Source organism: Conexibacter sp. SYSU D00693 (assembly GCF_017084525.1).
GTDB lineage: Bacteria > Actinomycetota > Thermoleophilia > Solirubrobacterales > Solirubrobacteraceae > Baekduia.
On record NZ_CP070950.1, the window covers coordinates 495,319 to 521,422 of the forward strand.

27 protein-coding genes and 1 tRNA gene are annotated in these 26,104 nt (G+C 74.6%); 21 read left to right on the top strand and 7 right to left on the bottom strand.

Annotated elements, in window-relative coordinates:
• Positions 1-40 precede the first annotated feature (40 nt).
• Together steA and JUB12_RS02550 are read left to right on the top strand one after the other, a co-directional pair.
• Complete coding sequence (steA, locus tag JUB12_RS02545; protein WP_205698047.1) at positions 41-1,174, top strand: putative cytokinetic ring protein SteA; 1,134 nt, start codon at positions 41-43, stop codon at positions 1,172-1,174.
• 2 nt (positions 1,175-1,176) lie between these two features.
• Positions 1,177-2,028, top strand: coding sequence for a copper transporter (locus tag JUB12_RS02550; protein WP_205698048.1), 852 nt, complete (start codon positions 1,177-1,179; stop codon positions 2,026-2,028).
• Here the strand turns inward: JUB12_RS02550 and msrB are convergent.
• A complete protein-coding gene (gene msrB / locus JUB12_RS02555; RefSeq protein ID WP_205698049.1) occupies positions 2,025-2,426 on the bottom strand; it encodes a peptide-methionine (R)-S-oxide reductase MsrB in 402 nt (133 codons plus the stop codon). The two genes, JUB12_RS02550 and msrB, sit on opposite strands and share 4 nt — an antisense overlap.
• A 74-nt stretch (positions 2,427-2,500) precedes the next feature.
• On the opposite strand from msrB, the gene JUB12_RS02560 reads away from it, so the two are divergent.
• From JUB12_RS02560 to mutM, 9 genes are all read left to right on the top strand, one after another.
• The gene (locus tag JUB12_RS02560) at positions 2,501-3,331 is read left to right on the top strand and encodes a hypothetical protein (protein WP_205698050.1); all 831 of its coding nucleotides are present in this window, start codon (positions 2,501-2,503) and stop codon (positions 3,329-3,331) included.
• Positions 3,328-4,986 carry a CTP synthase gene (locus JUB12_RS02565; RefSeq protein WP_205698051.1) on the top strand — a complete coding sequence of 553 codons (1,659 nt, stop codon included), beginning with the start codon at positions 3,328-3,330 and terminating at the stop codon, positions 4,984-4,986. Before JUB12_RS02560 ends, JUB12_RS02565 begins: the two co-directional genes overlap by 4 nt.
• Before the next feature lie 9 nt (positions 4,987-4,995).
• Positions 4,996-6,126 (top strand): M20/M25/M40 family metallo-hydrolase, encoded by a 1,131-nt coding sequence (locus JUB12_RS02570; protein ID WP_205698052.1) that lies wholly within the window; start codon positions 4,996-4,998, stop codon positions 6,124-6,126.
• A complete protein-coding gene (locus JUB12_RS02575) occupies positions 6,123-7,175 on the top strand; it encodes a DUF3866 family protein (RefSeq protein WP_205698053.1) in 1,053 nt (350 codons plus the stop codon). The genes JUB12_RS02570 and JUB12_RS02575 overlap by 4 nt, the downstream gene beginning before the upstream one ends.
• On the top strand, positions 7,172-7,720 hold the full coding sequence (locus tag JUB12_RS02580) for an NUDIX domain-containing protein (RefSeq protein WP_205698054.1): 549 nt from the start codon (positions 7,172-7,174) through the stop codon (positions 7,718-7,720). The genes JUB12_RS02575 and JUB12_RS02580 overlap by 4 nt, the downstream gene beginning before the upstream one ends.
• 411 nt (positions 7,721-8,131) lie before the next feature.
• A complete protein-coding gene (locus JUB12_RS02585) occupies positions 8,132-9,073 on the top strand; it encodes a site-specific tyrosine recombinase XerD (protein WP_205698055.1) in 942 nt (313 codons plus the stop codon).
• A gap of 19 nt (positions 9,074-9,092) precedes the next feature.
• Entirely contained in the window at positions 9,093-9,671 is a 579-nt protein-coding gene (locus JUB12_RS02590) for a hypothetical protein (protein ID WP_205698056.1), read from the top strand.
• On the top strand, positions 9,668-10,822 hold the full coding sequence (locus JUB12_RS02595; protein ID WP_205698057.1) for a phosphopentomutase: 1,155 nt from the start codon (positions 9,668-9,670) through the stop codon (positions 10,820-10,822). The genes JUB12_RS02590 and JUB12_RS02595 overlap by 4 nt, the downstream gene beginning before the upstream one ends.
• 6 nt (positions 10,823-10,828) lie before the next feature.
• The gene (gene mutM / locus JUB12_RS02600; RefSeq protein ID WP_205698058.1) at positions 10,829-11,734 is read left to right on the top strand and encodes a bifunctional DNA-formamidopyrimidine glycosylase/DNA-(apurinic or apyrimidinic site) lyase; all 906 of its coding nucleotides are present in this window, start codon (positions 10,829-10,831) and stop codon (positions 11,732-11,734) included.
• On the opposite strand, the gene JUB12_RS02605 is transcribed toward mutM, so the two are convergent.
• Positions 11,670-11,936 (bottom strand): glutaredoxin domain-containing protein, encoded by a 267-nt coding sequence (locus tag JUB12_RS02605; RefSeq protein WP_205698059.1) that lies wholly within the window; start codon positions 11,934-11,936, stop codon positions 11,670-11,672. The two genes, mutM and JUB12_RS02605, sit on opposite strands and share 65 nt — an antisense overlap.
• 39 nt (positions 11,937-11,975) lie before the next feature.
• Between JUB12_RS02605 and recO the strand changes: the two genes are divergently transcribed.
• Genes recO through JUB12_RS02635 form a run of 6 tightly spaced genes read left to right on the top strand, consistent with a single transcriptional unit; the run spans position 11,976 to position 18,147 of the window.
• The gene (gene recO / locus JUB12_RS02610; RefSeq protein ID WP_205698060.1) at positions 11,976-12,698 is read left to right on the top strand and encodes a DNA repair protein RecO; all 723 of its coding nucleotides are present in this window, start codon (positions 11,976-11,978) and stop codon (positions 12,696-12,698) included.
• Entirely contained in the window at positions 12,695-13,324 is a 630-nt protein-coding gene (locus JUB12_RS02615) for a molybdopterin-dependent oxidoreductase (protein WP_205698061.1), read from the top strand. The genes recO and JUB12_RS02615 overlap by 4 nt, the downstream gene beginning before the upstream one ends.
• Positions 13,325-13,349: 25 nt before the next feature.
• Positions 13,350-14,372 carry a deoxyguanosinetriphosphate triphosphohydrolase gene (locus JUB12_RS02620; RefSeq protein ID WP_241004394.1) on the top strand — a complete coding sequence of 341 codons (1,023 nt, stop codon included), beginning with the start codon at positions 13,350-13,352 and terminating at the stop codon, positions 14,370-14,372.
• 9 nt (positions 14,373-14,381) lie between these two features.
• Positions 14,382-16,202, top strand: coding sequence for a DNA primase (gene dnaG / locus JUB12_RS02625; protein WP_205698063.1), 1,821 nt, complete (start codon positions 14,382-14,384; stop codon positions 16,200-16,202).
• Between the two features lie 43 nt (positions 16,203-16,245).
• Positions 16,246-17,127 carry a YhjD/YihY/BrkB family envelope integrity protein gene (locus JUB12_RS02630; RefSeq protein ID WP_205698064.1) on the top strand — a complete coding sequence of 294 codons (882 nt, stop codon included), beginning with the start codon at positions 16,246-16,248 and terminating at the stop codon, positions 17,125-17,127.
• A gap of 30 nt (positions 17,128-17,157) precedes the next feature.
• Positions 17,158-18,147 (top strand): sigma-70 family RNA polymerase sigma factor, encoded by a 990-nt coding sequence (locus tag JUB12_RS02635; RefSeq protein WP_205698065.1) that lies wholly within the window; start codon positions 17,158-17,160, stop codon positions 18,145-18,147.
• Positions 18,148-18,185: 38 nt separating this feature from the next.
• On the opposite strand, the gene JUB12_RS02640 is transcribed toward JUB12_RS02635, so the two are convergent.
• A tRNA-Asn gene (locus JUB12_RS02640) sits at positions 18,186-18,257 on the bottom strand.
• Between the two features lie 129 nt (positions 18,258-18,386).
• On the opposite strand from JUB12_RS02640, the gene JUB12_RS02645 reads away from it, so the two are divergent.
• Positions 18,387-19,343, top strand: a complete 957-nt coding sequence (locus JUB12_RS02645; RefSeq protein ID WP_205698066.1) for a type IV toxin-antitoxin system AbiEi family antitoxin domain-containing protein — start codon at positions 18,387-18,389, stop codon at positions 19,341-19,343.
• A 33-nt stretch (positions 19,344-19,376) separates the two neighbouring features.
• Here JUB12_RS02645 and JUB12_RS02650 read toward each other — a convergent pair whose 3' ends face one another.
• Positions 19,377-20,552 (bottom strand): glycosyltransferase, encoded by a 1,176-nt coding sequence (locus tag JUB12_RS02650; RefSeq protein WP_241004395.1) that lies wholly within the window; start codon positions 20,550-20,552, stop codon positions 19,377-19,379.
• Positions 20,553-20,614: 62 nt separating this feature from the next.
• The gene (locus JUB12_RS02655; protein WP_205698067.1) at positions 20,615-21,655 is read right to left on the bottom strand and encodes an LLM class F420-dependent oxidoreductase; all 1,041 of its coding nucleotides are present in this window, start codon (positions 21,653-21,655) and stop codon (positions 20,615-20,617) included.
• A gap of 157 nt (positions 21,656-21,812) precedes the next feature.
• Between JUB12_RS02655 and JUB12_RS02660 the strand changes: the two genes are divergently transcribed.
• A complete protein-coding gene (locus tag JUB12_RS02660) occupies positions 21,813-22,331 on the top strand; it encodes a hypothetical protein (RefSeq protein WP_205698068.1) in 519 nt (172 codons plus the stop codon).
• 30 nt (positions 22,332-22,361) lie between these two features.
• Here JUB12_RS02660 and JUB12_RS02665 read toward each other — a convergent pair whose 3' ends face one another.
• Positions 22,362-23,084 (bottom strand): SDR family NAD(P)-dependent oxidoreductase, encoded by a 723-nt coding sequence (locus JUB12_RS02665; RefSeq protein WP_205698069.1) that lies wholly within the window; start codon positions 23,082-23,084, stop codon positions 22,362-22,364.
• A gap of 69 nt (positions 23,085-23,153) precedes the next feature.
• Here JUB12_RS02665 and JUB12_RS02670 point away from each other — a divergent pair, with 69 nt between their 5' ends.
• On the top strand, positions 23,154-24,143 hold the full coding sequence (locus JUB12_RS02670) for a hypothetical protein (protein WP_205698070.1): 990 nt from the start codon (positions 23,154-23,156) through the stop codon (positions 24,141-24,143).
• 2 nt (positions 24,144-24,145) lie between these two features.
• Here JUB12_RS02670 and JUB12_RS02675 read toward each other — a convergent pair whose 3' ends face one another.
• Positions 24,146-24,517 carry a hypothetical protein gene (locus JUB12_RS02675; RefSeq protein WP_205698071.1) on the bottom strand — a complete coding sequence of 124 codons (372 nt, stop codon included), beginning with the start codon at positions 24,515-24,517 and terminating at the stop codon, positions 24,146-24,148.
• A 70-nt stretch (positions 24,518-24,587) separates the two neighbouring features.
• Between JUB12_RS02675 and JUB12_RS02680 the strand changes: the two genes are divergently transcribed.
• Entirely contained in the window at positions 24,588-26,018 is a 1,431-nt protein-coding gene (locus JUB12_RS02680; RefSeq protein ID WP_205698072.1) for an aldehyde dehydrogenase, read from the top strand.
• Positions 26,019-26,104 lie beyond the last annotated feature (86 nt).

Below are 26,104 nucleotides of genomic sequence, written 5' to 3' on the forward strand. Positions count from 1 at the left end.
CCCGTCGCACGAGCCGGGCCACACCTACACTCGCGCGCCGATGGCCGTCACGGTCCACGGCCCCGCTCGCCTCGGGCGCCGGACGAAGCTCCTCGTCAAGACGCTCAAGCCCGGCGACGTCGCGGTGCTCGACCACCTCGACCTCGACCGCGTGTCCGCCGAGGACCTCGTCGAGCGCGGGGTCGCGGCCGTCCTCAACTGCAGGGCCTCCTCGAGCGGCACGTACCCCAACATGGGCCCGCTGCTGCTCGTCCAGGCCGGCGTGCACCTCGTGGACCTCCCCGACGACGCCGTCTTCTCCCGGCTGCACGAGGGCGAGCCGATCACGATCGAGGGCGGGGAGGTCCGCAACGCCAAGGGGGCGACGGTCGCCACCGGCACCGTCCAGGACCCCGCCGCGGTCGAGGCCGCCACCGACGCGCGCCGCCGCGAGATCGGCGAGGCGCTCGCCGCCTTCGCGCAGAACACCGTCGAGCACGTGCTCGAGGAGCAGGAGCTCCTGTCGGGCAAGCTCGACCTCCCGCGCTTCGACACCGACTTCCGCGACCGGCCCGCGCTCGTCGTCGTCCGCGGCGTCGACCACGTCGAGGACCTCAACGCGCTGCGCCCCTACGTCCGCGACGTCAAGCCCGTCCTGGTCGGCGTGGACGGCGGCGCCAACGCGATCCTCGAGGCGGGCTTCCGCCCCGACATGGTCGTCGGGGACATGGACTCGGTCTCCGACGCGACGCTGCGCTGCGGCGCCGAGGTCGTCGTCCACGCCTACCGCGACGGCCGCGCTCCGGGCAGCGAGCGCCTCGAGCGCCTCGGCATCCCGCACAAGGTCCTGCCCGCGCCGGGCACCAGCCAGGACGTCGCGATGCTCATCGCCTACGAGAAGGGCGCCGAGCTCATCGTCTCGGTCGGCTCGCAGTCCAACCTCGTCGAGTTCCTCGACAAGGCCCGGCGCGGCATGTCCTCGACCTTCCTCACGCGCCTGCGCATCGGGGAGGTGCTCGTGGACGCCAAGGGCGTGTCGCGGCTGTACCGTCCGCGCCCCGGCCTGGGACCGCTGCTGGTGGTCGCCGCCGCGGGCCTGCTCGTCCTGGTGCTCGTGATCGCGCTCACGCCGGGCCTCAGCGACGTCGCCGACCTGCTGTGGCTCAAGCTCGAGGTCCTGCTCGGGATCGACTAGCCGTGTTCGACTTCCGCTACCACGCCGCCTCGCTGGCGGCCGTCTTCCTCGCCCTGGCCGTCGGCCTCCTGCTCGGCATCGCCGTGGGTGACCGCGAGCTCGTGTCCTCGGCGCGTGAGGAGCTCGAGCAGTCGCTCGAGGGCGACGTCCGCGAGCAGCGGGCGCAGTCCGCGCGGCTGCGCGACGAGCTGCGCCGCCAGGACCGCTTCGCCGGCGCGGTGATCCCGCTGCTCGTGCGCGACGAGCTCGACGGCCGCCGGATCGGGCTCGTCTTCCTCGGCGAGGCGCAGGAGCGCGTCGCCGACCTGGTGCGCGACGGGCTGGAGGACACCGGCGCCGAGCTGGCCTTCGCCGGCGCCCTGCGGCTGCCGCCGGACCGCGCGCAGATCGCCGCGCTGGCACGCGGCACCCGCTACGCCGCCCTGGCCACCGAGGACGACCTCCTCGAGCCCTTCGCCTTCCGCATGGGGGTGCAGCTCGGGCTCGGGGGCCGGCTCGTCGAGCGGGTCCGCCCGGCCCTGCTGCAGTCGTTCTCGGGCAGCCTGCGCCGCATCGACGGCCTGGTCGTCGTCCGCGGCGAGCCCGAGGAGGGCGACGACGCCTCGGCTGCCGCGCGCGCCATCGCGGAGGGGGCGGCGGCCAGCGGCGTGCCGGCCGTGGGCGTCGAGCTCGCGGGCACGCAGCCGTCGAACGTCGACTGGTACCGCGACCGGGGCCTCAGCTCGGTCGACAGCCTCGACCAGGTGGCGGGCCGCGCCGCGCTGGTCTTCGCGCTGCAGGGCGCGGAGGGCGCCTTCGGCTTCAAGCCCTCCGCGCAGGCGCTGCTGCCGCCGCTGGCCTCCCGGGACCCCTAGGAGCCCGAGGGCTCGAGGTCCAGCGCGCAGCTGTTGATGCAGTAGCGCATCCCGCCGCGGTCACGCGGGCCGTCGTCGAAGACGTGGCCGAGGTGCCCGCCGCACGCGGCGCAGACGACCTCCGTGCGCACCATCCCGTGCGAGGTGTCCTGGCGCAGCTCGACGACGTCGGCCAGTGCCGGGTCGGTGAAGCTCGGCCAGCCCGAGCCCGAGTCGAACTTGTCGTCGGAGCGGAACAGCTCGGTCCCGCACCCGGCGCACCGGTAGACGCCGGGCTCCTTCGTGTCGACGTAGCGGCCGGTGAACGGCGGCTCGGTCGCCTGCCGGCGCAGGACCGCGTACTGCTCGGGCGAGAGCTCCTCCCGCCACTGCTCGTCGGACTTGAGGATCTTCTCCATGGCGACAGTGTGCCGCGCGTCGCGCGCAGGACCCCGGCGGGTGTCGCGTCCGGGACCCCGGCTACCTTGCCCCGGTGCGCGTGGTGCCCCTGATCGCCGGCCTGGTGGCCACCGCGGCACTCGCACCCGCCCTGCTCAAGGGGCTCGAGGCCGGCCGCCACCTGCGCACGAACTTCCGCGGCGCGGCGCTTCCGTGCCCCTTCGGCCTCGTGATCGTGCTCGGCCTCCTGGGCGGCGCGGCGCTCACGTCGCTCGTCGCGGTCGCCTTCGACGACCCCGACGCGCTGCCCGGCGAGCTGGCCTTCGTCCTGGGCGTCGCCTTCCTGGGCCTCGTCGACGACCAGTTCACCGGGCAGTCCCGGGGCATGCGCGGCCATCTGGCCGCCGTCCGGCGCGGCGAGCTCAGCACGGGTGCGCTCAAGGCGGCCGGGACCCTCGCCCTCGCCGTCACCGTCGTCGCCGCCGGCGTCGTCGCCGAGGTCACGACCCTCGGGCGCGCGCTCCTGGCCGTCGCCGTCCTCGTGCTGGCCACGAACCTCTTCAACCTCCTGGACCTGCGCCCGGGGCGGACGCTCAAGCCGTTCGTCCTCGTCGCGGTCCTCGCCGCCTGCTTCGTCGACGCCGACGAGCTCGGCGCCCTCGGCCTGCTCGTCGGGCCCGTCCTCGTCGCCGGCGTCTACGACCTGCGCGAGCGGGCGATGCTCGGCGACACCGGCTCGAACGTCGTCGGGGCGGTGGCGGGCATCCTGCTCGTCGCGGCCGCCGGCGGCTCGGCCACGGCGCTCGGCGTCACCGCCGGCGTGCTGGCCCTCATCACGCTCTACGGCGAGCTGCGCTCGATCAACGCGCTCGTCGAGTCGACCCCCGTCCTCAAGCACCTAGACTCACTCGGGAGACCCGCATGACCCAGTCCCGGACCCGCTACATCTTCGTCACCGGCGGCGTCGTCTCCTCGCTCGGCAAGGGGATCGCCGCCGCCTCGATCGGGCGGCTCCTCGTCTCCCGCGGCCTCACGGTCGGCATCCAGAAGTTCGACCCGTACATCAACGTCGACCCCGGGACGATGTCGCCGTACCAGCACGGCGAGGTCTTCGTCACGGAGGACGGCGCGGAGACCGACCTCGACCTGGGCCACTACGAGCGCTACACCGACTCGAACGCCTCACGCGCGTCGAACGTCACCGCGGGCGGGATCTACAACTCGGTCATCCGGCGCGAGCGTCGCGGCGACTACCTCGGCGGCACGGTGCAGGTCGTCCCGCACATCACCGACGAGATCAAGAACCGCATCAAGCTCATCGGCGAGACGAACGACGTCGACGTCGTCATCACCGAGATCGGCGGCACGGTCGGCGACATCGAGTCGCTGCCGTTCCTCGAGGCCATCCGCCAGTTCCCGGTCGACGTCGGCCGGCGCGCCTGCATGTACCTGCACCTCACGCTGGTGCCGTACATCGGCCACGCGGGCGAGCTGAAGACCAAGCCGACCCAGCACTCGGTCAACGAGCTGCGGCGCATCGGCATCCAGCCCGACATGCTCCTCTGCCGCTCCGAGTCCGAGCTGTCGGTCGACATCCGCAAGAAGATCGCGCTCTTCGCGTCGCTGCCGCCCGAGGCGGTCGTCTCGGCCAAGGACGTCAAGGACATCTACGAGGTCCCGCTCTGGTACGCCGAGCAGGGCGTCGACGACTTCATCCTCGACCAGCTCGGCCTGGAGGGCGGCCCGCGCGACCTCAGCGGCTGGGAGGACGTCGTGCGCCGCGCCCGCGAGGCCACGCAGCCGGTGCGCATCGCGCTCGTGGGCAAGTACGTCGCCCTCGAGGACGCGTACCTGTCGGTCTCCGAGGCGCTGCGCCATGCCGGCGTCCAGCACGGCGGCAAGGTCGAGGTCGACTGGGTCGACTCCGAGACGCTCGAGACCGACGAGGAGGCGCTCGAGCGCCTGCAGGGCGCCGACGGCATCCTCATCCCCGGGGGCTTCGGCGGCCGCGGCATCGAGGGCAAGATCCGCGCGGCGCGCGTCGCTCGCGAGCAGCGCATCCCGTACCTCGGCATCTGCCTGGGCATGCAGATCGCGGTCTGCGAGTTCGCCCGCCACGTCGCCGGCATGGACGGCGCGAACTCCACGGAGTTCGACATCGAGACCGAGTGGCCGGTGATCGACCTCCTGCCCGAGCAGAAGGAGGTCTCGGACCTCGGCGGGACGATGCGCCTGGGCGCCGACCCGGTGAAGGTCCACCCGGGCACGCGGGCCTTCGACCTCTACGGCGAGGCCGTCGTCTACGAGCGCCACCGCCACCGCTACGAGGTGTCGATCAGCCTGCGCAAGCGGCTCGAGCACGCGGGCCTCGTCGTCTCGGGGACGTCGCCCGACGAGCGCCTGGTCGAGATGGTCGAGCTCGACGACCACCCGTTCTTCGTGGCGTCGCAGTTCCACCCGGAGTTCAAGTCGCGCCCCGAGCGCCCGGCGCCGCTGTTCGGCGACTTCGTCCGGGCCGCGCTGGACCGCGCGCGCTCCGAGCACCCCGACGGCGCGGTGCACGCGTCGCGGGCGTCGTAGCCCGCGGGCGTGCGGCGGGCGTCGGCGGCCGAGCGGGCACAGCTCGGCGAGCTCTTCGCCGAGCTCTGCGCGATCCCGAGCGTCTCCGGCCAGGAGGCGGCGGTCAGCGCGCGGCTGCGGGCGCTGCTCGAGGGCGAGCTCGGCCTGGAGGTCGAGGAGGACGCGGCGGGCAACCTGCTCGCGCGCATCGCGCCGCCGCCGGCGGCCGAGGGCCGGTCAGTGCTGCTGTGCGCGCACATGGACACCGTCCCGCACGGCGACGTGACGATCGAGCCGGTGCTGGTGGACGACGGCTGGGAGAACGCCAACGACGCGATCCTCGGCGCCGACAACAAGGCGGCGGTGGCGGTCATCGTCCAGGCGGCGCGCGCCGCGGTGGCCGGCGGCGCGCCGTGCGGCGTCGAGCTGCTCTTCACCGTCGAGGAGGAGACGGCGCTCGCCGGGGCCAAGCAGTTCGACGTCGGCCGGCTGCAGTCCCAGTTCGGCTACGTGCTCGACCACGCGTCGCCGATCGGCGAGGTCGTGGTCGCGTCGCCGACGTACTTCAGGCTCGAGGCGGAGTTCCGGGGCCGCGCGGCGCACGCGGGCATCCGGCCCGAGGACGGGCGCTCGGCGATCGCCGCCGCGGCCCGCGCGATCGCGGCGATGCGCCTGGGACGGCTCGACGAGCAGACGACGGCGAACGTGGGCTGGATCTCCGGCGGCTTCGAGGGCGCGACGAACGTCGTGCCGGACCGCTGCGTGCTGCTGGCCGAGGCGCGGTCGCTCAGCGACGCGGAGGCCGAGGACGTGATCGCCGAGATGGTCGACCACTGCCACGACGCTGCGAACGACCCGGTCTGCGACTGCGACCTCGACGTGACCGTCGAGCGGCTGTTCCAGGGCTACCGCCACAAGGCCGGTGCGCCGGCGGTCGTCGCGGCCGAGGCGGCGCTGCGCGCGTGCGGGTACGAGCCGCGGCGGATCCTCACGGGCGGTGGCTCGGACGCCAACGCGTTCGAGGCGCAGGGCTTTGCGTGCACGAACCTCGCCAACGGCACGGAGCGCAACCACGAGCCGACCGAGCGCGTGAGCGTCGCAGCGCTCGACGGGATGCTCGACGTCGTGCTCGCGATCCTCGGCGAGGTGGGCCGCGGGTGACCCGCCTGGTCCTGCGTCGCGGGACCGTGGTGGAGGCCGGCCCCGCCGACGGGCCGGAGCAGCGGCTCGTCGTCGACGTCCCCGGGCGCGGGCCGCGCCCGGCGGTGGGCGACGTGGCGCTCGTCGGGGCGGGGGAGGTGGGCGACGACGTCGTCGTGAACACGCAGGCGGCGGACCTCGCGCTCGGCTCGGGCGGCTTCGACGTCGTCCACGTCAACCTGTCGCGGGGACTGGGCGGCGCGGGTGTCCCGGGCGCCCACGTCATGAAGCTCAACTACGCCTCGCTGCAGCACGCGGTGGTGCCGGTGGAGGAGACCGCGGGTGGCGACGGCGGGGCGCGCGCGGTCGAGGGGGAGGAGCGCTCCGCGGCCGAGGTGCCGGTCGGGGTCTTCGGCCTCCACGGGCAGCTGCCGGCGATCGCCTGGGCGGTGGGCCAGGCCGCGCCGGGCGCGCGCCTGGGCTACGTGCAGACCCCCGGCGGGGCGCTGCCGGGCTCGCACTCGCGCGTCGTGCGCGAGCTGCGCGAGCGCGGCCTGCTGGCCGGTCACCTCACCGCGGGTGCGGCCTACGGCGGCGCCGACGGCGACGCCATCACGACGGCGGGCGCCCTGGACCACGGGGTGCGCGAGCTGGGCTGGGACGCGGCGGTCGTCGGGCCGGGCCCGGGCATCCTCGGCTCCGGCTCGGCCTTCGGCCACGGCGGGATGGTGGCGCTGGAGTCGGCGCACACGGCGCTCGCCCTGGGCCATCCGGTCGTCCTCTGCGCGCGGATGTCCGGCAGCGACCCGCGCCCGCGCCATCGCGGGCTCAGCCACCACACCGCGACGGTCCTGCGGCTGCTGCTGCGGCCCGTCGTGGTCGCGCTGCCCGCCGGGGAGGCGCCGCCGTCCGAGGTCGCCGGCGCGCACGGCTGGGTCTTCCCGCCCGCCGACCTCGAGGGCTACGCCGCCAGCGGCCTGCCGGCCACGTCGATGGGCCGCGAGGACCCGCTGTTCTTCGCCGCGGCCCTCGTGTGCGGCATGGCGCTGACGGGCAGCGTCGGCCCATGAGCGACCGCGACTTCACCGCCCTCGGCGGCGACACGATCCACGAGGGCAAGATCTTCACCGTCCGCTCGGAGCGCTTCCGCTTCGCCGACGGCGACGAGGTCACCCGCGAGGTCGTCCGCCACGGCGGCGCGGTCGGGATGGTCGCGGTCGACGACGAGGACCAGGTCGTCCTCGTCCTGCAGCCCCGCGAGGCCGTCGGCGATCCCGACTCCCTCGAGCTCCCCGCCGGCCGCCTGGACAAGGAGGGCGAGGAGCCGCTCGAGACCGCCAAGCGCGAGCTGGCCGAGGAGGTCGGCCTGCAGGCCGAGCGCTGGGAGCACCTGACGACCTACCGCTCCTCGGTGGGCTTCACCGACGAGGTCGTCCACCTCTACCTCGCCGAGGGCCTGTCCGAGGCGCCGCCCGCCGACTCCGGCGAGGACGAGCGCATCGAGGTCGTCCGCCGGCCGCTGGCCGAGATGGACCGGCTCGTGGAGGAGATCACGGACTCCAAGACGCTGCTGGGGCTGTTGCTGCTGGAGCGGCGGCGGCGCCAGCGGGGTTGAGCTCCGCTGGGGCGCTCCGGGTGCCTCGGGTGGTCGTCGCTCGGCATTGAGGAGAGGGAGCGCAATGCGCCTCGCGTCCTCCGCCGGCGGTCGCGGGGTCCGGCGGCCGTAGGTGGGGACTCGGCAAGCGGCTCGAGCTCTCGCTGGCGCGTTGCCGCTCTCGACGTCCGTGACCCTGAAGTTGACCGCCATGTAGGCGGTCAACTCCAGGCTCGCGGTCGTGCGGCCCCGAACGGTTCGCGCCGGGCGCCACCGTGGCTGGCGCCCACCCTCCTTCGGTGCAGATCCGCGACCGCGGCGAACCCTGCGACGAACCGTGCGGAACGCCACCCCCGTCCGCTGCACGCCTCCGTCGCCGCAGCCCGCCTTGCAGCGGCAGGCGGCGTCCCCACGGCGTCGAAGCCGCACCGGATGGCCGCCACGGAGACCGACGCCCACCAGGGCACGTTCGAGCACCACGTCCTGGACTTCCTCGCCTACCTCGAGTTCGAGCGGGGGCTGAGCCGCAACACGCTCGAGGCCTACCGGGGCGACCTGCTGCAGCTCGGTGCGTCGCTGCGCCGGCGCGGGGTGGACCTGCTCGACGCGCAGCACCCCGACCTCCAGGGCTTCCTCAGCGAGCTGGCCGAGGGCGGAGAGGGTCGGGCGCCGGCGAGCCCGGCCACGCTGCAGCGCAAGGCCGCGTGCCTGCGCTCGTTCTTCCGCCACCTGCGCCGCGAGTCGGTCATCACGCACGACCCGACCGCGGACCTGCGCGCGCCGCGCAAGACCCAGCGCCTGCCGAAGGTCCTCAGCCGCGGGGAGGTCACGAAGCTCCTCGCGTCGCCCAGGGGGACCGAGACCGCCGCCCTGCGCGACCGGGCGCTGCTCGAGCTGATGTACGCGTGCGGCCTGCGCGCCTCGGAGGCCGTGAACCTCGACGTGGGCGACGTCGACCTGCGCCACGGCGTCCTGCGCGCCTCGGGCAAGGGCAACAAGGAGCGCCTGGTCCCGATCGGCCGCGAGGCGATCGCCGCGACCGCCGCGTGGCTCCAGCGGGGCCGGCCCGAGGTCGTCCGGCTGCGCGACGAGCCGGCGCTGCTCACGAACCTGCGCGGCGGCCGGCTCACGCGGCAGGGGCTCTACAAGGTCGTGCAGCGCCACGCCAAGGCGGTCGGGCTGCAGGACCGCATGAGCCCGCACACGCTGCGCCACACCTTCGCGACGCACCTGCTCGCCGGCGGCTGCGACCTGCGCTCGGTCCAGGAGATGCTCGGCCACGCCGACATCGCCACGACGCAGATCTACACGCACCTGTCGGCCGAGCGCCTGCGCGACGTCTACCACCGCGCCCACCCTCGGGCGGGCGGCTGACCGTATGCTCTGGGCGCGGATGCGCCTGCCCCTCGTCCTGGCACCCCTCGCCGCCTCGGCCGCCCTCGCGGCCACCGGCTGCGGCAACGACGAGACGCCCCCGCCGGACACCACGACGCCCGGCCCGGCGCTGGGCTCCGAGGTCAAGAGCTACCCGCGCCACGGCATCTCCTTCCGCGCGCCCGCGGGCTGGAACCTCGACGACGGCCAGGCGCCCCTGGTCGCGACGATCGCGACCGGCCAGGCGACGATCGCCATCTGGCGCTACCCGCGCAGCGAGGAGCTCCCGAACAGCCAGGCCGAGCTGAAGGCCGCGCGCGACGCCCTGCTGACCGCGGCCAAGCGGCGCGACGACACCTTCCGCGAGATCAAGAGCGCGCCCGCCGAGATCGCCGGCAAGCCCGCCGTGCAGATCCGCGCGCGCGAGACGATCCAGGGCCAGCCCCGCGTCGTGCGGTCGACGCACGTCTACGCCGACGGCGCCGAGGTCGTGGTCGACGCCTTCGCGGGCGCCGACGACTTCCGCCGCGTCGACGCCGAGGTCTTCCGGCCGCTCCTGCGCTCCCTGCGCCTGCAGGCGCCCCAGGGCGCTCCGTGAGCCGCCGGGCCGCCGTCGTCGTCCTCGACGCGTGCGGCATCGGCGCCCTGCCCGACGCGGAGGCCTACGGCGACGCCGGCGCCCACACGCTCGCGCACGTCGCGGCGCGCGTCGGCGGCCTCGACCTGCCGCACCTCCAGCGCCTCGGACTCGGGTCGATCGACGCGATCCCCGGCGTGGCGCCCGCCGAGCACCCGGTGCTCCACGGCAAGCTCCACCCGCTCGGTCCCGGCAAGGAGTCGGCGACCGGCCACTGGGAGCTCATGGGGGCGGTGCCGCGCCGGCCGCTGCCGGCGTACCCCGACGGCTTCCCGGAGGACGTCGTCGCCGCCCTCGAGCACGCGACGGGCCGGCGCTTCTGCTGCAACGCCCCGGCCAACGGCCTGCACGTCCTCGAGGAGTGGGGCCCGCACCACCTGCGCACGGGCGAGCTCATCCTCTACACGTCGGTCGACAGCGTCCTGCAGGTCGCCGGCCACCACCACGTCCTCGGCGAGGACGAGCTGCGCGACGTCTGCCGCGCGGCGCGTGAGGTGATGACGGGCGAGCACGCCGTCGGGCGCGTCATCGCCCGGCCCTTCATCGGCTCCCCGGGGGCGTTCGAGCGGACCGCCGGGCGCAAGGACCTCGCCGTCGCGCCGCCGGGCCCGACCGCGCTCGAGGCGCTCACGCACGCCGGGGTCCCGGTCCACGGCGTCGGCAAGGTGCCCGACCTGTTCGCGGGCCGCGGGATCGGCCAGGCCCACCCTGGCGCGACGAACAGCGTCGCCCTGCAGAGCACGACGGAGCTGCTGCGTGGCCTCGACCACGGCCTGGTCTTCACGAACCTCGTCGAGACCGACCAGGTCCACGGCCACCGCAAGGACGTCGAGGGCTTCCACGGGGCGCTGCGGGAGATCGACGCGGCGGTCGGCGTCTGGCTCGACCTGCTCGGACCGGACGACCTCCTCGTCCTCACGGCCGACCACGGCTGTGACCCGGACATGGCGCACTCCGACCACACGCGCGAGCACGCGCCGCTGCTCGCCGTCTTCCCCGGCCACGGCGGCCGGCGCCACGACGGCCCGCTGGCGGACGTCGGTCAGAGCGTCCTGCACTGGCTCACCGGTGCGCCCGGCCCGGACCTGCCGGGCACGAGCTTCGTAGGCTGAGGGCGCGTGCCCGAGCTGCCCGAGGTCGAGACGATCCGCCGCCAGGTGGCGCCCGTGGTCGAGGGGCGCTGCGTCGAGCGCCTCGACGTGCTCGACCCGCGCTGGTGCCTGCCGCTGACGCCCGAGGAGCTGCGCGACGCCGTCGAGGACCGCCGCGTCCTGCGCCTCGGCCGCCGCGGCAAGTACCTCGTCTGGGAGCTCGCGGGCGACGTCTTCCTCCTGCTGCACCTGCGGATGACCGGCACGCTGCTGGTGGAGCCGCCGGCCGACGTCCCCTACCAGCGCGTGGTCTGGACGCTGAGCGACGGCGGGACGCTGCGCTTCTGCGACCCCCGGCGCTTCGGGACCGGCGAGCTGGCCGTCGGCATCGACGCGCTCGACGCGTTCTTCGCGCAGCGCCTCGGGCTCGAGCCGCTCGACGAGGGCGCGCTGACGGGCGCGGCGCTGCGGGCGATGGCCAAGGGCCGCACCGCCCCGATCAAGGCGTTCCTGCTCGACCAGCGGCGGATCGCCGGCGTGGGCAACATCTACGCCGACGAGGCGCTGCACCGCGCGGGCGTGCACCCGCTGCGTCCGGCCGGCTCGCTCAAGGCCGCGCAGTACGACGCGCTGGCGCGGACGGTCCGCGAGGTGCTCGAGGACGGCATCGACGCGGGCGGCGCGACGATCGACGACTTCCGCCACGCCGACGGCGTGATGGGCGCCTTCCAGCACCGCTTCCTCGTGCACCGCCGGGCGGGCGAGGGCTGCCCGGGCTGCGGTGCCGAGATCGTGAAGATGGTCGTGGGCGGGCGCGGGACCTACGTCTGCGAGACCTGCCAGCCGCGCCCGCGGCTGCGCCGCGCGACTAGGCCGCGGCCTGCAGGAGCTGCGCGAGGCGACCGGAGCGGTCGGCCTGCACCGTCTCGGTGAACCCGCCGATGAGCTCCTCGCCGACCAGGACCTGGGGGAAGGTCATCATCCCCGTCTTGGCGACCAGCTCGGCGCGACCGTCCGGGTCGCGTGCCAGGTTGATCTCCTCGTACGCGTACCCGCGGGCGTCCAGGAGCTGCTTGGCCCGGATGCAGTAGGGGCAGGCGTCGGTGCTGTAGACGGTGATCTTCGCGGTGTCCACTTCAGAAAGTGTAGCGCTCGGTCCGGAGGTGTCCTGGGGATGCCCGGGTCGCTGAAGGCCCAAGCCGTCGTCCTGCGCTCCATGCGCTACGGCGAGGCCGACCGCATCCTGCACCTCTACACGCTCGAGCACGGGCGCCTGGGGGCGATCGCCAAGGGCGTGCGGCGCACGCGCAGCCGCTTCGGCGGGCGGTTGGAGCCGTTCAGCCGGGTCGACCTCGTGCTGCACCAGGGCCGGTCGGACCTCCTGACCGTCACGGGCGCCGACGCCGTCGCGCCCTTCCACCGGCTGCGCGAGAGCGCCGAGGCCCTCGACGCCGCGGCGCGCGCGTGCGACGCGGTCTCGCGGCTCTTCGAGGACAGCGACCCGCACCCGCCGGTCTTCCACCTGCTGTGCAACGAGCTCGCGCTGCTGGACGCGGGTGGCGCGCAGGCGGCGACGCTCGGCAACCAGCTGGCCTTCCGGCTCAAGCTCCTCGTGGCGGCGGGGCTCAACCCGCAGCTCGGCTCGTGCGCGACCTGCGGGGAGGGCGACCACCTCACCGGCTTCAGCGGCGCGGCGGGCGGCGTGGTGTGCCAGAGCTGCGAGGGCGGCGCCTTCGCCCTGGGGGAGGAGGCGCACGCGTTCATGGTCGGCGCGCTGGCGGCGCCGCTGCGCGAGGCGCCGACCGCGTCCCCGCGCGCGCTCGGACAGGCCGAGCGGGCCTTGCGCGAGACCGTCGAGCACCACGCCAACGTGCGGCTCCGGGCGGCCGCTCCATGAGGCGCCCACCGCTCACCCCGAGGCTCTTCGGCCAGCGCGGCATCAAGCGCGCGGAGAAGCTCGGCATCGACCCGGCGCGCCTGCCGCCGGGGCAGTCGCCGACGCTGAAGTTCCCGCTCTTCACGTCGATGGGCGAGCCGGACGTCGACACCGCCGAGTGGTCGCTGAGCGTCCACGGCAACGTCCACGAGCCCTTCGCCCTGCGCTGGGACGAGCTCCTGGCGCTCCCGCAGACGTCGCTGACGACCGACCTGCACTGCGTCACGCGGTGGTCGAAGTTCGACACCGCCTGGCGCGGCGTCCGCGTCCGCGACCTCCTGGACCGCGCGCAGCCCTTCGCGGGCGCCGAGCACGCCCTCGCGTCCTGCTTCGACGGCTACACGACGAACCTCCCGCTCGAGGTCCTGCGCCACGACGACGTCCTCATCGCGTGGGAGCACGACGGCCGGCCGCTGCCGCGCGAGCACGGCGGTCCGGCGCGGCTGCTCGTCCCGGAGCGCTACCTGTGGAAGAGCGCCAAGTGGATCCGCGGCCTCGAGGTCACGCGCGAGCGCAAGCTCGGCTTCTGGGAGCGCAACGGCTACCACCCCGAGGGAGACCCGTGGCAGGAGCAGCGTCACTGGTGACGCGCGGCGTGGCAGGGTGGAGGGCGTGACGACCGTCGCCGCCGCCTTCGCCGCGCGCCACGCCGCCTGGGAGGAGGAGCACCTCAGCCCGCTGGCGGCGCGCTCCTACCCGGCCCGCCGCCAGGTGCCCGAGGAGGACTGCGGGCTGCGCACGCCGCTGCAGCGCGACATCGGCCGCATCGTCCACTGCAAGGCCTTCCGGCGCCTCAAGCACAAGACCCAGGTCTTCGTGGCGCCGGAGAACGACCACCACCGCACGCGGCTGACCCACACGCTCGAGGTCACCCAGATCTCGCGGGCGGTGGCGCGGGCGCTGCGCCTCAACGAGGACCTCGTCGAGGCGGTCGGGCTCTCGCACGACCTCGGCCACCCGCCGTTCGGCCACATCGGCGAGGACGTCCTCGACCGCTGCCTGCGCGACCGCTTCGGCCGGTCCTTCAAGCACTTCGAGCACTCGCTGCGCGTCGTCGACGTGCTCGAGCGCGAGGGGGCAGGGCTCAACCTCACCGACGACGTGCGCGACGGGATCCTCGGCCACTCCGGGCGCTCGCCGACGCCGCGGACGCTCGAGGGCAGGATCGTGCGGATCGTCGATCGCGTCGCCTACGTCAACCACGACATCGACGACGCGCTGCGCGCGGGCGTCCTGCGCGAGGACGCGCTGCCGGCCGACGCGATCGCGGTCCTGGGCGACACGGGCTCCAAGCGCATCGACGCGCTCGTCCACGACATCGTCGAGCACTCCGAGCGCGCGGGCGACGTCGTCCAGGGCCCGGAGGCCGCGGCGGCGATGGACGCGCTGCGGACCTTCATGTTCGAGCACGTCTACCTCGGTCCGGTGGCGCGGCGCGAGCACGCGAAGGTCGAGGGCGTCGTGCGGACGCTCTTCGCGCACTGGTGCGACCGGCCCGAGCTGCTGCCCGACGGTGGCGGCGCCCCCGGGGCCGACCTGCCCCAGCGGGTGACGGACTACCTCGCGGGCATGACCGACCGCTACGCGATCTCGGTCTTCCGCGCGCTCACCGTGCCCGAGGGGTTCGCCGCGTAGGCTCGGCGGGTGGCGCGCTACACCGCCGACTCCCGCGACAAGGTGCGCGAGGCGGTCGACATGGTCGACCTGGTCTCGACGCGCACCGAGCTCAAGCGTGCCGGCGGCGGGCGGTTCACCGGGCGCTGTCCGTTCCACGAGGAGCGCACGCCGTCGTTCTCGGTCAACGCCGACGACGGGCTCTACCACTGCTTCGGCTGCGGCGTGGGCGGCGACATGTTCACGTTCGTGCGCGAGATGGAGGGCCTGGACTTCGTCGGGGCGCTCGAGTGGCTGGCCGCCCGCTACGGCGTCGAGCTCGAGGTCGAGGACGAGGACCCGGCGGCGGCCGAGCGCCGGCGCCGGCGCGAGCGGCTGCTGGACCTGCTCGAGCGCGCGCAGCGCTTCTACGTCCGGCTGCTGTGGGACAGCGACGAGGCGGCGGGCGCGCGGCGCTACCTCGCCGAGCGGGGCCTCGAGGAGGAGACGCTGCGGGCGTTCCGCGTGGGCTACGCGCCCGACCGGTGGGACGGCCTGCTGACCGCGGCGCGCAAGCAGGGCTTCTCCGACCAGGAGCTCGAGGCGTGCGGGCTCGTGCGCAAGCGCTCGTCGGGCTCGGGGATCTACGACTTCTTCCGCGGCCGCGTGCTGTTCCCCCTGTGCGACGTGCGCGGGCGGGTGCTCGGCTTCGGCGGGCGCTGGCTCGGGCCCGACGACCAGCCCAAGTACGTCAACAGCGTCGACAACGAGGTCTACCGCAAGGGCAAGCACCTCTTCGGGGCCGACGTCGCGCGCGTGCACGCGACGCGGGCGGGGACCGTCGTGCTCGCCGAGGGCTACACCGACGTCCTGGCGCTGCACCAGTCCGGCGTGCGCAACGCGGTGGGGCTGATGGGGACGGCGCTGACCGAGGAGCAGGTCGGCGAGCTCGGGCGGCTGGCGCGGACGGTCCTGCTCGCGCTCGACGCCGACAGCGCCGGCCAGGAGGCGATGCTGCGCGCGGCGAAGGTCGCGGCGGGGCGCAACCTCGAGCTGCGGGTCGTCCCGCTGCCGCCGGGCCAGGACCCGGCCGACCTCGTCCAGGCCGAGGGGCCGGCGGCCGCGCAGCGCCTCGTCGAGGCCAGCGTCCCGTTCGTGCGCTTCCGGGTGGAGCGCGAGCTGTCGCGCGAGACGCTGGACGACGCGGAGGCCAAGGACCGGGCGATCGCCGCGCTCAAGCCGGTCTTCGCGACGCTCGAGCCGTCCGCGCTGCGCGAGGAGCTCGTCGGGGTGGTGGCCGAGCGCACGGCGTTCCCCGTCGGGACGGTCGCCGGGTGGCTGCCGGCGCCGCGGTCTGCCGCGCGGCCCGGGCCCGCACGGCCCGACGGCGGGTCGGCGGGGCCCGCGCGCCCGCCGCTGCGACCGCGGGTCGAGGGCGCCGCCGACCCGGTCCGCCGCGCGCAGCGCCAGTTCGTCCTCATGTGCCTCGCGGCGCCGGGCGAGGGGGAGCGCGCCCTCGCGGAGGTCCCGGACGAGGCGTTCGTCGACGACGCGCTGCGCCGCGCGGTCGGCCACCTGCGCACCCACCTGCGCCAGCCGGGGGAGGGCCTGGACCACGAGGACGGCGAGCTCGTGGGGCTCATCGCCTCGCTGAGCGCCGCCGCGGAGCGCATCGAGCGCCCCACGGCCTCGGGCGTGCGCGCCCAGCTGGCCACGATGCAGCTGGCGCAGATCGACCGCCAGATGGCCGAGGCCCGCGCGTCCGGGGCGGGAGGCATCGCCGCGCTGCGGACCAAGCGCGATGCGGTCAAGCGCGACTACGACGCCATGGTGCGCGAGCAGATGGCCGCCACGAAGGCGCCGGACCCGTGAGCGAACGCGTGCCCTGGCGCTCCGGCGGGGACCACTAGGCCCCATGCGCGCCGCAGCCCGCCGCGTGGTCGGGTTCTACTGGGGCGACGGCATCGCCGACGACGTCCCGGCGCTGACCTACTACCTGGTCCTCTCGCTGGGCCCGCTGATCCTCGGGCTGGCGGCGCTCGAGGCGCTGCTGCTGCAGGACTACCTGTCGGCGCTGGACGTCGTCCGGCAGGTCAACCGCTTCCTGCCGGACTCCGTGCACGGCGACGTCGAGCAGCTCGTGCTCGGGACGCGCGAGGACTCCACGTGGCTGCTGCTCCTGGCGATCGCCTCGATGCTGTGGACGACGTCGGGCGCGATCGGCGTGCTCGAGCGCTGCCTGTCGCGGATCCTCGACTGCCAGCGCCACTCGATCGTCGTCGGGCGGCTGCGCAACCTCGCGCTCGGGGTGGGCGTCGCGGCGATGCTCGTCCTCGCGGCGGCGGGGACGCCGGCGCTCGGCGAGGTGGCGGACGTGCTCTCGCTGCGCGGGCGGCTGCCGGGCGCGTTCTTCATCCTCGAGACGGTGGGCTTCGTCGTCGTGCTCGGGGCGATCTACCGCTACGCGCCGCTGTACACGATGAGCTGGCGGGCGTCGCTGCTGGGGGCGATCCCGGCCGGCGTCGGCGTGCAGGTCGTCCCGTCGGTGATCGGCGCGTACGTCGAGGCGGCGGCGGGGTTCGCGGCGGCGCGGCTCTTCCTCGCCCTGGCCGTCGTGCTGTTCGGCCTCTACCTCATGGCGCTGTTCCTGCTCGTCGGCGCGGGGCTGGCCGCACGAATCGAGTGCGCCATGGAGCACCGCGAGGCGGGCAGCACCCCGCGCGCGCCGGAGGAGGGCCTGCGCACGCCCCGTCCACCGGTTCCTGGTCGATCGGACCGGGTCCGCGAACCTGCGTGAGCGGGTCCGGCGCGGCCGTAGGATGTCGCCGTGCCGACCCCGCAGTCGTTCGCCCTCCAGGACCGGTCCGGCGAGCTCGAGGCGCACCGCCGCGAGCTGACGGGCTACTGCTACCGGATGCTCGGCTCGGGCTTCGAGGCCGAGGACGCCGTGCAGGAGACCATGGTCCGCGCCTGGCGCGGCCTCGCGTCGCTCGAGTCCAGGGCGGCGATGCGCTCGTGGCTGTACCGGATCGCGACGAACGTCTGCCTCGACATGCTCCAGCGCCCGCAGCGCCGCGCGCGGCCGATGGACTTCGGCCCGGCGTCGACGGCCGACGGCGAGCTCGGCGTGGGCCTGCCGGAGAGCACGTGGGTCCAGCCGATCGCCGACGCCCGCGTCCTGCCCGCCGACGTCGACCCGGCGGAGCTCACGGCCCTGCGCGAGACCGTCCGCCTGGCCTTCGTCGCCGCCCTGCAGCACCTGCCGCCCAAGCAGCGGGCGGTGCTCGTCCTGCGCGAGGTCCTGCACCTCCAGGCCAGCGAGGTCGCCGAGCTCCTGGACACCTCCGTCGCGTCGGTCAACAGCGCCCTCCAGCGCGCCCGCGCGACCCTCCAGTCCCTCGACCTCGAGCCCGCCGGCGCCACGAACGCGGTGGCCGCCGAGCAGGAGGAGCTGCTGGCGAAGTACGTGGACGCCTTCGAGGCCTACGACGTCGACCGCTTCGTCTCGCTGCTCAAGGAGGACGCCGAGTTCTCCATGCCGCCCTGGTCGCTCTGGCTCGAGGGTCCGGACCAGGTCGCCCGGTGGCTCGTGGGGCAGGGCGCGAAGTGCGAGGGCTCCAAGCTCCTGCCGACCTGGGCCAACGGCGGCCCGGCCTTCGGCCACTACCACCCGACGGAGGACCCGAAGGTCTTCCTGCCGTGGGCGCTCGTGGTCGTCGAGCTCGACGGCGACCGGGTTGCGGGCATCCACAACTTCGTGGACGCGGCGCTCTTCCCGGAGTTCGGGCTGCCGGAGCGCCTCGAGCTCGGGGCCTGAACGACGAAGCGCCCGCTGGGCGGGCGCTGCGTCTCAAGCTGCGGGGGTGGGACTCGAACCCACAACCCTTCGATTAACAGTCGAATGCTCTGCCATTGAGCTACCCCGCAATCGACGACGGCGATTCTAGCGAGGGGTCGGCAGACTCGCCCCCGAGCTTGAGCTCCGCGTGTCCGCGCGGCGCAGAGACGGCACACCTGAGCGCTGATCCGTGACGCTTCCGGCGCCACGATCGCCCGGTGTTCCGCGAGCCTGAGGTTGACCGCCGCAGAGGCGGCGAACTCCAGGGTCGTCGGCGTGAGGTCGCCATCAGCGCCCTGGCCGGGACGCAGAAGGGGGCGGTCAGCCGCCAGCAGCTCGCGATGCTCGGGCTCGGCGACGACGCGATCGCCTCGCGGCTGGCGGCTGGCCGACTGATCCCGCTGCACCGCGGCGTGTACCTCGTCGGCCATCGAGCGATGCACCCGCAGGCGCCGTGGATGGCCGCCGTGCTGGCGGGCGGCGACGGGACGGTGCTCAGCCACCGCTCCTGCGCGGGATTGCGGGCGCTGTTGCCGGTGCCCTCCGGCGACATCGACATCACCGTCCCCGATGAGCGTGGCCGCGGCCGAGCCGGGCTGCGGGTGTGCGTGCGGGAGCTGGTCCCACAAGATCGCGATGCGGTGGACGGCATCCCGTGCACCTCGGTCGCGCGGACGCTGCTCGACCTCGCCGAGCGAGTCCGGCCCTCGCTCCTCACCGCCGCCTGCGAGGCCGCGGTCCGCGAGGGGCTCTTCGACGCATCCGCGATCGCCGAGGTCCTCGACCGGTGCCGCGGGCATCGAGGCGCCAGGCGGCTGCGCATCGCCGTCAGCGAGCTCACCGACGACCCGGATGTCCTGCGCAGCGAGCTCGAGCGGCGGCTCAAGGCGCTGCTCGAGGGCTCGGCACTGCGACAGATGCCCCGCTTCAACCGCCACGCAGATGGCGCCTCGGGCACGTTGTGGGAGGTCGACGCGCTGTGGCGCGCGCAGCGACTCGTGGTCGAGGCAGACAGCTGGGCGTTCCACGGCACCCGCAGCGCCCGGGATCGAGACGCCAACAAGCAGCGCGACCTGGAGGCCGCCGGGTGGGAGGTCTGGCGCGTCACGTGGAAGGACGTCCACGCCGGGAGGGTTGCGCTCCTCCGTGCCCTGGACCGTCGCACCCGCCGGTGACCCTGGACTTCGCCGCCTCTGCGGCGGTCAACTTCAGGCTCGCGGAGCGGCGGGCGGTTCACGCGGCGCCCCGGCCGCCGCCAGCCTCTCCACCAGCTCCGCCGCCCGCGCGCCCGCGTCATGCGTCGCCGACCACGCCGCCAGCTCGCGGGCCTGCTCGCGGAAGCGGGGTTCGCCGAGGGCGCGCTGGACCGCCAGGCGCACGGCAGCTGGGGAGGAGACGAGGCGGCGGGGGAGGCGGACGCCGGCGCTGGCCCAGTCGACGCGGGCGGCGTTCTCGTTCATGTCGCCGGCGGCCGGGCAGGCGACGACGACGCAGCCGCTGGACAGCGCGCGCACGACGGTGCCGTGGCCGGCGTGGCAGACGACCGCGTCGCAGTGGGGCATGGTCCGCGCGTAGGAGACCCACTCGACGAGCCGGGCGTTGGCGGGGACGCGGAGCGGGACGGGCGGGAGGCGGCGGTTGTAGGTCGCCAGGACGCGGATGGGGAGGTCCGCTAGGCCGGTCAGGGCCGCGCGGAGCATCGCGTGGTCGCGGTCCTGCGAGGTCGACGGCGCGACGAGGACGAGCGGGTCGTCGCCCGGGGGCAGCTCCACGGCCTCGAAGGGCGGCTCCCACTGCAGCGGGCCCACGACGTGCGTGGCGGGCTCGCCGGCGCCCGGCCGCGGGTACTCGAGCTGGGGGAACGTGGCCACGAGGCACAGCTGGTCGGAGATCCCGCCGTGGACACGTGCCTGGGGCGGGAGGCCGAGGCGCCGGCGCGTCTCGTTGAGCTCGACACGCCCGTGCTCGAGCCCGGCGGCCATCGCGCGTGCGGCCGCGTCCCACACCGCCCGCCCGGCAGCCGTGCGCGGCAGCCGCACCCCCGCGGAGTACGGCGGGAAGCCCGGCGCGCTGCGTGGATCGACGTGCGGGACGACCGTCGCGACCGGCACGCCCTCGAGCTCGCCGGCCAGCGCCGGCGCGAGCGTGAGGATGTCCGCGACGACGACGTCCGGACGTTCGGCCCGGACGAGCTCGCGCGTGTGGACGGCCGCCCGCGCGACCGCCTCGTAGGGCTTGAGCGGCCGCTCGCGCGTGGGGAAGACGTGGTACTCGGGCGACGCCGCGAAGCGCAGCCCCTCACCTTCGGCGTAGGGGCGCCAGCGCTCCCACGTCTCGAGCACGACGTCGTGCCCGCGGGCGCGCAGCGCCCGCCCGAGCGCCAAGACCGGGAACGCGTGGCCGGGGTCGCCGAACGCCCCGAGGAGGACCTTCAGCGGCGCCGGGGTCAGAGCGACTCGAGGACCTCAGCCGCCAGGCGCAGCTGCTCGAGGCGCTCGTCCTTCGTCCAGGCCAGCGGCGTGATGCCCAGCGTGCCGACGCCGGCCTCGGCGTACACGCGCATCCGCTCGCGCACGACGTCCTTGGGCCCGACGAGCGAGACGAGGTCGATGAGCTCGTCGGGCAGCGCCGCCGCGGCCTCGTCCTTCCTGCCCTCGAGGTAGAGGTCCTGGACCTCCTTGGCCGCCGCCTCGAAGCCGTAGCGCTGGACGAGCTGGTTGTAGAAGTTCTTGTCGCGCGAGCCCATGCCGCCGACGTAGAGCGCCAGGAACGGCCGCGCGAGGTCCCGCGCGCCGGCCTGGTCGTCGGTGATGCGGACCTGGACCGTCGGCGCGATGTCGAAGCCGTCGAGCGAGCGGCCGACCTTCGCCGCGCCCTCCTCGAGGTTCTCGCGCAGCATCGGCAGGTGCTCGGGGGAGAGGAGCGTCGGGATCCAGCCGTCCGCGATCTCGCCCGCCAGCGCCGTGTTCCTCGGCCCGATCGCCGCGAGGTAGATCGGGATGCGCTCCTGCACCGGCGCGATCGTGAGCTTCAGCGCCTTGCCGGGACCGTCGGGCAGCGGGAGGTCGATCGACTCGCCGTGGAACTCGACGCGCTCGCGGGCGAGCGCCTGGCGCACGACGTGGATGTACTCGCGCGTGCGCAGCAGCTGCTTGCCGAAGCGCACCCCGTGCCAGCCCTCGGACACCTGCGGTCCGGACGAGCCGATGCCCAGCAGCATGCGCCCGTCGGAGAGCTGGTCGAGCGTCGCCGCGGTCATGGCGGTCATCGCCGGCGACCGGCCGGGCATCTGGAAGATCGCCGACCCGATCTTGATCGTCGACGTCTGACCGGCGATCCAGCCGAGGATCGTCGCCGCGTCCGAGCCGTAGGCCTCGGCGGTCCAGACCGAGTCGTAGCCCAGCCGCTCGGCCTCCAGCACGATCTCGCGCTGGTCCTCGCGGGTGAGGCCGAGCCCCCAGTAGCCGATGTGGACGCCGAGCTTCACGGTGCAAGTTCCCTTTCAGTGGGAGGAGCAGGGCTTCCCGTTGCGACGCCGGCATGGGACGATGCGCGGGCCGCTGCGGAGAAGGCGGCGCCACTCTATGCCACGCCGCCACAGCTCGCCCATCGAAGACCTCCGTCGCGTCATCGACTGCCTGCCGGTGAAGACCCGGCAGGCGATGCTCGACGGCATCCGCTCCAACGACATCATCGTCGGCGCGTACACCGACCGCGAGGGCGGGGTCTGCCCGATGCTCGCCGCGCACCGCTGCGGCGGGCGCACGAGCTTCGTCTCGTTCGCGCGCGCCTGGGACCGCTTCACCCAGGCCAAGCACGCCCGTCCCGCGACGGACCGCGAGCTGAAGATCCTCGAGGCCCACCTCGAGGCCAGCCTCCTGGCCGAGGAGGAGGTCGTCGACCTCCACGCCGCGATCCGCGACCACAAGCGCCTCGTCGCCGCGCGCCCGGCGCGCCGCCGCGACCGGGAGGGCCGCATCCGCCCCGGCGACCCGGACCGCTCGAAGGAGCTGCGCCGCAAGGGCGGCTGGCAGTGGCTGCGCCCGTTCCGTCGGCTGGACGACTACGAGCGCGCGCTGGCGATGGTCGAGGCCGAGCGCGATCGCCTCGCCGCCGCGCACGTCGAGGACGACGCGCGCGACCGCGAGCTCACGACCGCCTAGCCGGCCCGAGCGACCCCGGGGCGTCCCCTGCTACATGTCATCCCCGGGGCGCACGAACTGCACCTCGGGGACGATGCACGCAGGCGACATCCGCAGCAGCAGGCGGACGGTCTCCGCGATGTCCTCGGGGCGGATCATGTCGTCGGCCGGGACCTGGCCCTTGACGAACTCCGTCATCGGCGTGTCCACGAAGCCGGGGCACAGCGCGGTGGACTTGATGCCCTCCTGCGCGAGCTCCTTGTGCATGGACTGCGTCCACCCGACGACGCCGGCCTTCGTGGCCGAGTACACCGACAGCCACGCCTGCCCGTACTTGCCCGCGATCGACGCCGTGTTGACCACGAGCGCCTTGCGGTGCTCGGCGCCGGCCGCGCGCAGCAGGTCGACCGTCTCGCGGTGGAAGAGGATGATCGACCGCAGGTTGAGGTCGAGCTGCATGTCCATGCGCTTCGTCGAGATCTCGCCCACCGCGGCGCCGATGCCGACGCCGGCGTTGTTCACGAGGCAGTCGAGGCGCCCGAAGCGCTCGCGGTGGGCCGCGACGACCTTCTGGACCTCCTCCTCCTCGGTCAGCGACGCCGCCACGACCTCGACGTCGTAGCCCTTGTCGCGCAGCTGGCCGGCTGCCTCCTCGAGCTTGTCGGGACGCCGAGCCGCGACGGTGAGCCCGTAGCCCTCCTGGCCCAGCACGTCCGCGATGGCCAGGCCGATGCCGCTCGAGGCACCCGTGATGATCGCTGCCCGCTCTGCCATGTTCCCTCTCGACCCTCTCCTGGTGTGGTGGCGCGCGACATCCAACCAGGTCCTAAGGTCACCGGCTGGATGTCCGCCCGCCCTCGCTGGTCCCCGCTCGCCCTCCTCCTCGGCGCCGCGCTCGTCGCCGGCTGCGGCTCGAGCGACGACGACACCGCCACCGCGCCGCCCACCCAGCCGGCCGCGACGGCGAGCGCCGAGGACTTCCCGAGCGCCAAGGGCAAGACGCTGGGCGACCTCCAGGGCTCGATCGCGGAGGGGCCCGTCCTCGCGCCCGCCGTCTCCATTCTCAAGCCGGGCCGCAACCGCTTCGCCTTCGCGCTGTTCGACCGCGCCCGCAAGCAGGTCAGCGGCGCGCAGGTGGCCGTCTACGTCTCGCGCACCGACGGCTCGCGCCTGCGCGGCCCGTTCGTGGCGCGCGACGAGTCGCTCGTGGTCAAGCCGCAGTTCCGCAGCCGCCAGACCGCGACCGACCAGGACTCCACGAAGTCGGTCTACGTCGCCGACGTCGACCTGCCGTCGAAGGGCAACGTCGCGCTGATGGCGGTGGCCCGGCTCGACGGCCGCCTGCTGGCGACGAGCCCGTACGGGTCCAAGCTCACGCAGCGCACGACGGCGGGCCCGCCCGACGTGGGCGACAAGGCGCCGGTCATCCACACGCTGACGCGCGGGGACGTGGGCGGGGACCTGGCGAAGATCGACACCCGCATCGAGCCGATCCCGGCCTTCCACGAGGTCGACTTCGCCGACGTCGTCGGTCGCAAGCCGGTCGTGCTCGTCTTCGCCACGCCGCAGCTCTGCGCCAGCCGCGTGTGCGGACCGACGGTCGACGTCGCCTACCAGGTCTCCAACGGCGTGGGCGACCGCGTCGACTTCATCCACCAGGAGATCTACAACGACAACCAGATCAACAAGGGCTTCCGGCCGCAGGTCGGGCAGTTCCGCCTGGCGTCGGAGCCCTGGACGTTCGTCGTCGGCAGCGACGGGCGCATCGCGTCGCGCTTCGAGGGCGCGATGAGCGTCGGTGAGCTCGAGCGCGCCGTCGCGAAGGTGAAGTAGCCCTAGGCCGGGTCGGGCAGGCCCGCGTCGACGAGCCAGTCGCGCACCGCGGGCGACGGGTCGCCGAGCTCTGCGTCGGACGCGAGGCGCAGCAGGCGGTCGTCCGTCTCGCCGATGGCGTCACGGCGGAAGCCGAGGTACGTGACGATCGCGCCGGCGACGACGATGACCGGCTCCTCACCCTCGGGGTCGACGATGCCGCACGCCTCGGCCACCTGCGTCTCGAGGTCGCCGACGGCGGTGATCGGCTCGTCGCGGTCCTCGAAGCGCTCGAGCCACTCGCCGACGAGGGCGTCCTCGCCGTCGGGGTCCACCACCTCCGCGGCGCGCCGCGCGGCGGCGGAGAGCGACAGGACCTCGGGCTCCGTGGGCATGGCACCGGCTGTACCCGTCGCGCCAGGTCCATGCATGTCCTGATCCGGACCAGGGCAGCCGGGGGCGGAGATGAGCGCCGTCACCGCCACCGTCCACCACGCGACCGCCGCGTCCTCCGCCACCATCGAACGCCGCGACCCCGCGACGGGTGAGGTCCTCGGGACGATCCCCGCCGGGGACGCGGAGACCGTCCACGAGGCCGTGCTGGCCGCGCGCGCCGCGCAGGGTCCCTGGGCGCGCACGGCGCCCGGCGACCGCGCCGGCCACCTCAAGGCCGCCGCGCGGCGGCTGCGCGAGCACGCCGAGGAGCTCGCCGAGCTGCAGACGCGCGAGATGGGCAAGCCGCTGGCCGACTCGCGCGGCGGCGTCGACGCGGGCATCGGCGCGATCGAGCAGTACGCCGAGCTCGGGCCGCTGCACCGCGGCGCGAGCCTCCAGGGCGGGTGGCTGGCGACCGACGCGATGGTCCACGAGCCCTACGGCGTGGTGGCGCTGCTCGTGCCGTGGAACGACCCGGTGGCCATCGCCTGCGGCCAGGTCGCCGCGGCGCTCGTGACCGGCAACGCCGTCGTCCTCAAGCCCTCCGAGCGCTCGCCGTTCTCCGCGCAGCGCCTGCACGAGCTGCTCTGCGAGGACCTGCCGGAGGGCGTCCTGCAGCTCGTGCTCGGCGACGCGCGGGCCGGCCGGCCGCTCGCGGCCCACGCGGACGTCGACGTGGTCCTCCACACCGGGTCCGTCGCCACCGGTCGCGAGGTCGCCGAGGTCTGTGCCCGGCGCGGGGCCAAGGCGCTGCTCGAGCTCGGCGGCAAGGACCCGCTCCTCGTGGACGCGGGCGTCGACCCGCAGTGGGCGGCCGAGCAGTGCGCGGCGGGCGCGTTCGCCAACGCCGGCCAGGTGTGCACGAGCGTCGAGCGCGTCTACGTCCACCGCGAGGTCGCCGGCGCGTTCGTCGACGCGCTCGTGGGCGAGGCCCGGGCCCACCGGCCGGGGCCGGGGATGGACCCGCAGACGACGCTCGGCCCGCTCGTCGACGACGTCCAGCTCGGCCTCGTCGCCGACCAGGTCCGCGAGGCCGTGGAGGCGGGCGCGACCGTCCGCTGCGGCGGCGAGCGGCTGGACCGCGACGGGTCGTTCTACGCCGCCACGGTGGTGACCGACGTCCCGGACGACGCGCGCCTCATGCAGGAGGAGACGTTCGGCCCGGTGGCGGCCGTCCGGGTCGTCGAGGACTTCGACGAGGCGCTGCGCCTGGCGACGACGACGCCCTACGGCCTGGCCGCGACGGTCCTGACGTGCGACCAGGGCCACGCTGCGCGCGCGGTGCGCGAGCTCGACGCCGGCACCGTCAAGGTCAACGCCGCGTGGGGCGGGGCGCCCGGCGGCGCTGCGCAGCCGCGCCGGGCCAGCGGCCAGGGCTTCGGCTACGGCCCCGAGCTCCTCGACGAGCTGACGCTGACCAAGGTGGTGCACCTCGAGCCCGGGGTGCCGGCGCGCGCGTGATCGCCACGGCACGGCTGCTGCGCGACCTGGTGCGGCGGCCACGGCGGGTCGCCTACGGCCCGCACCCCGACCAGGTCGCCGACCTC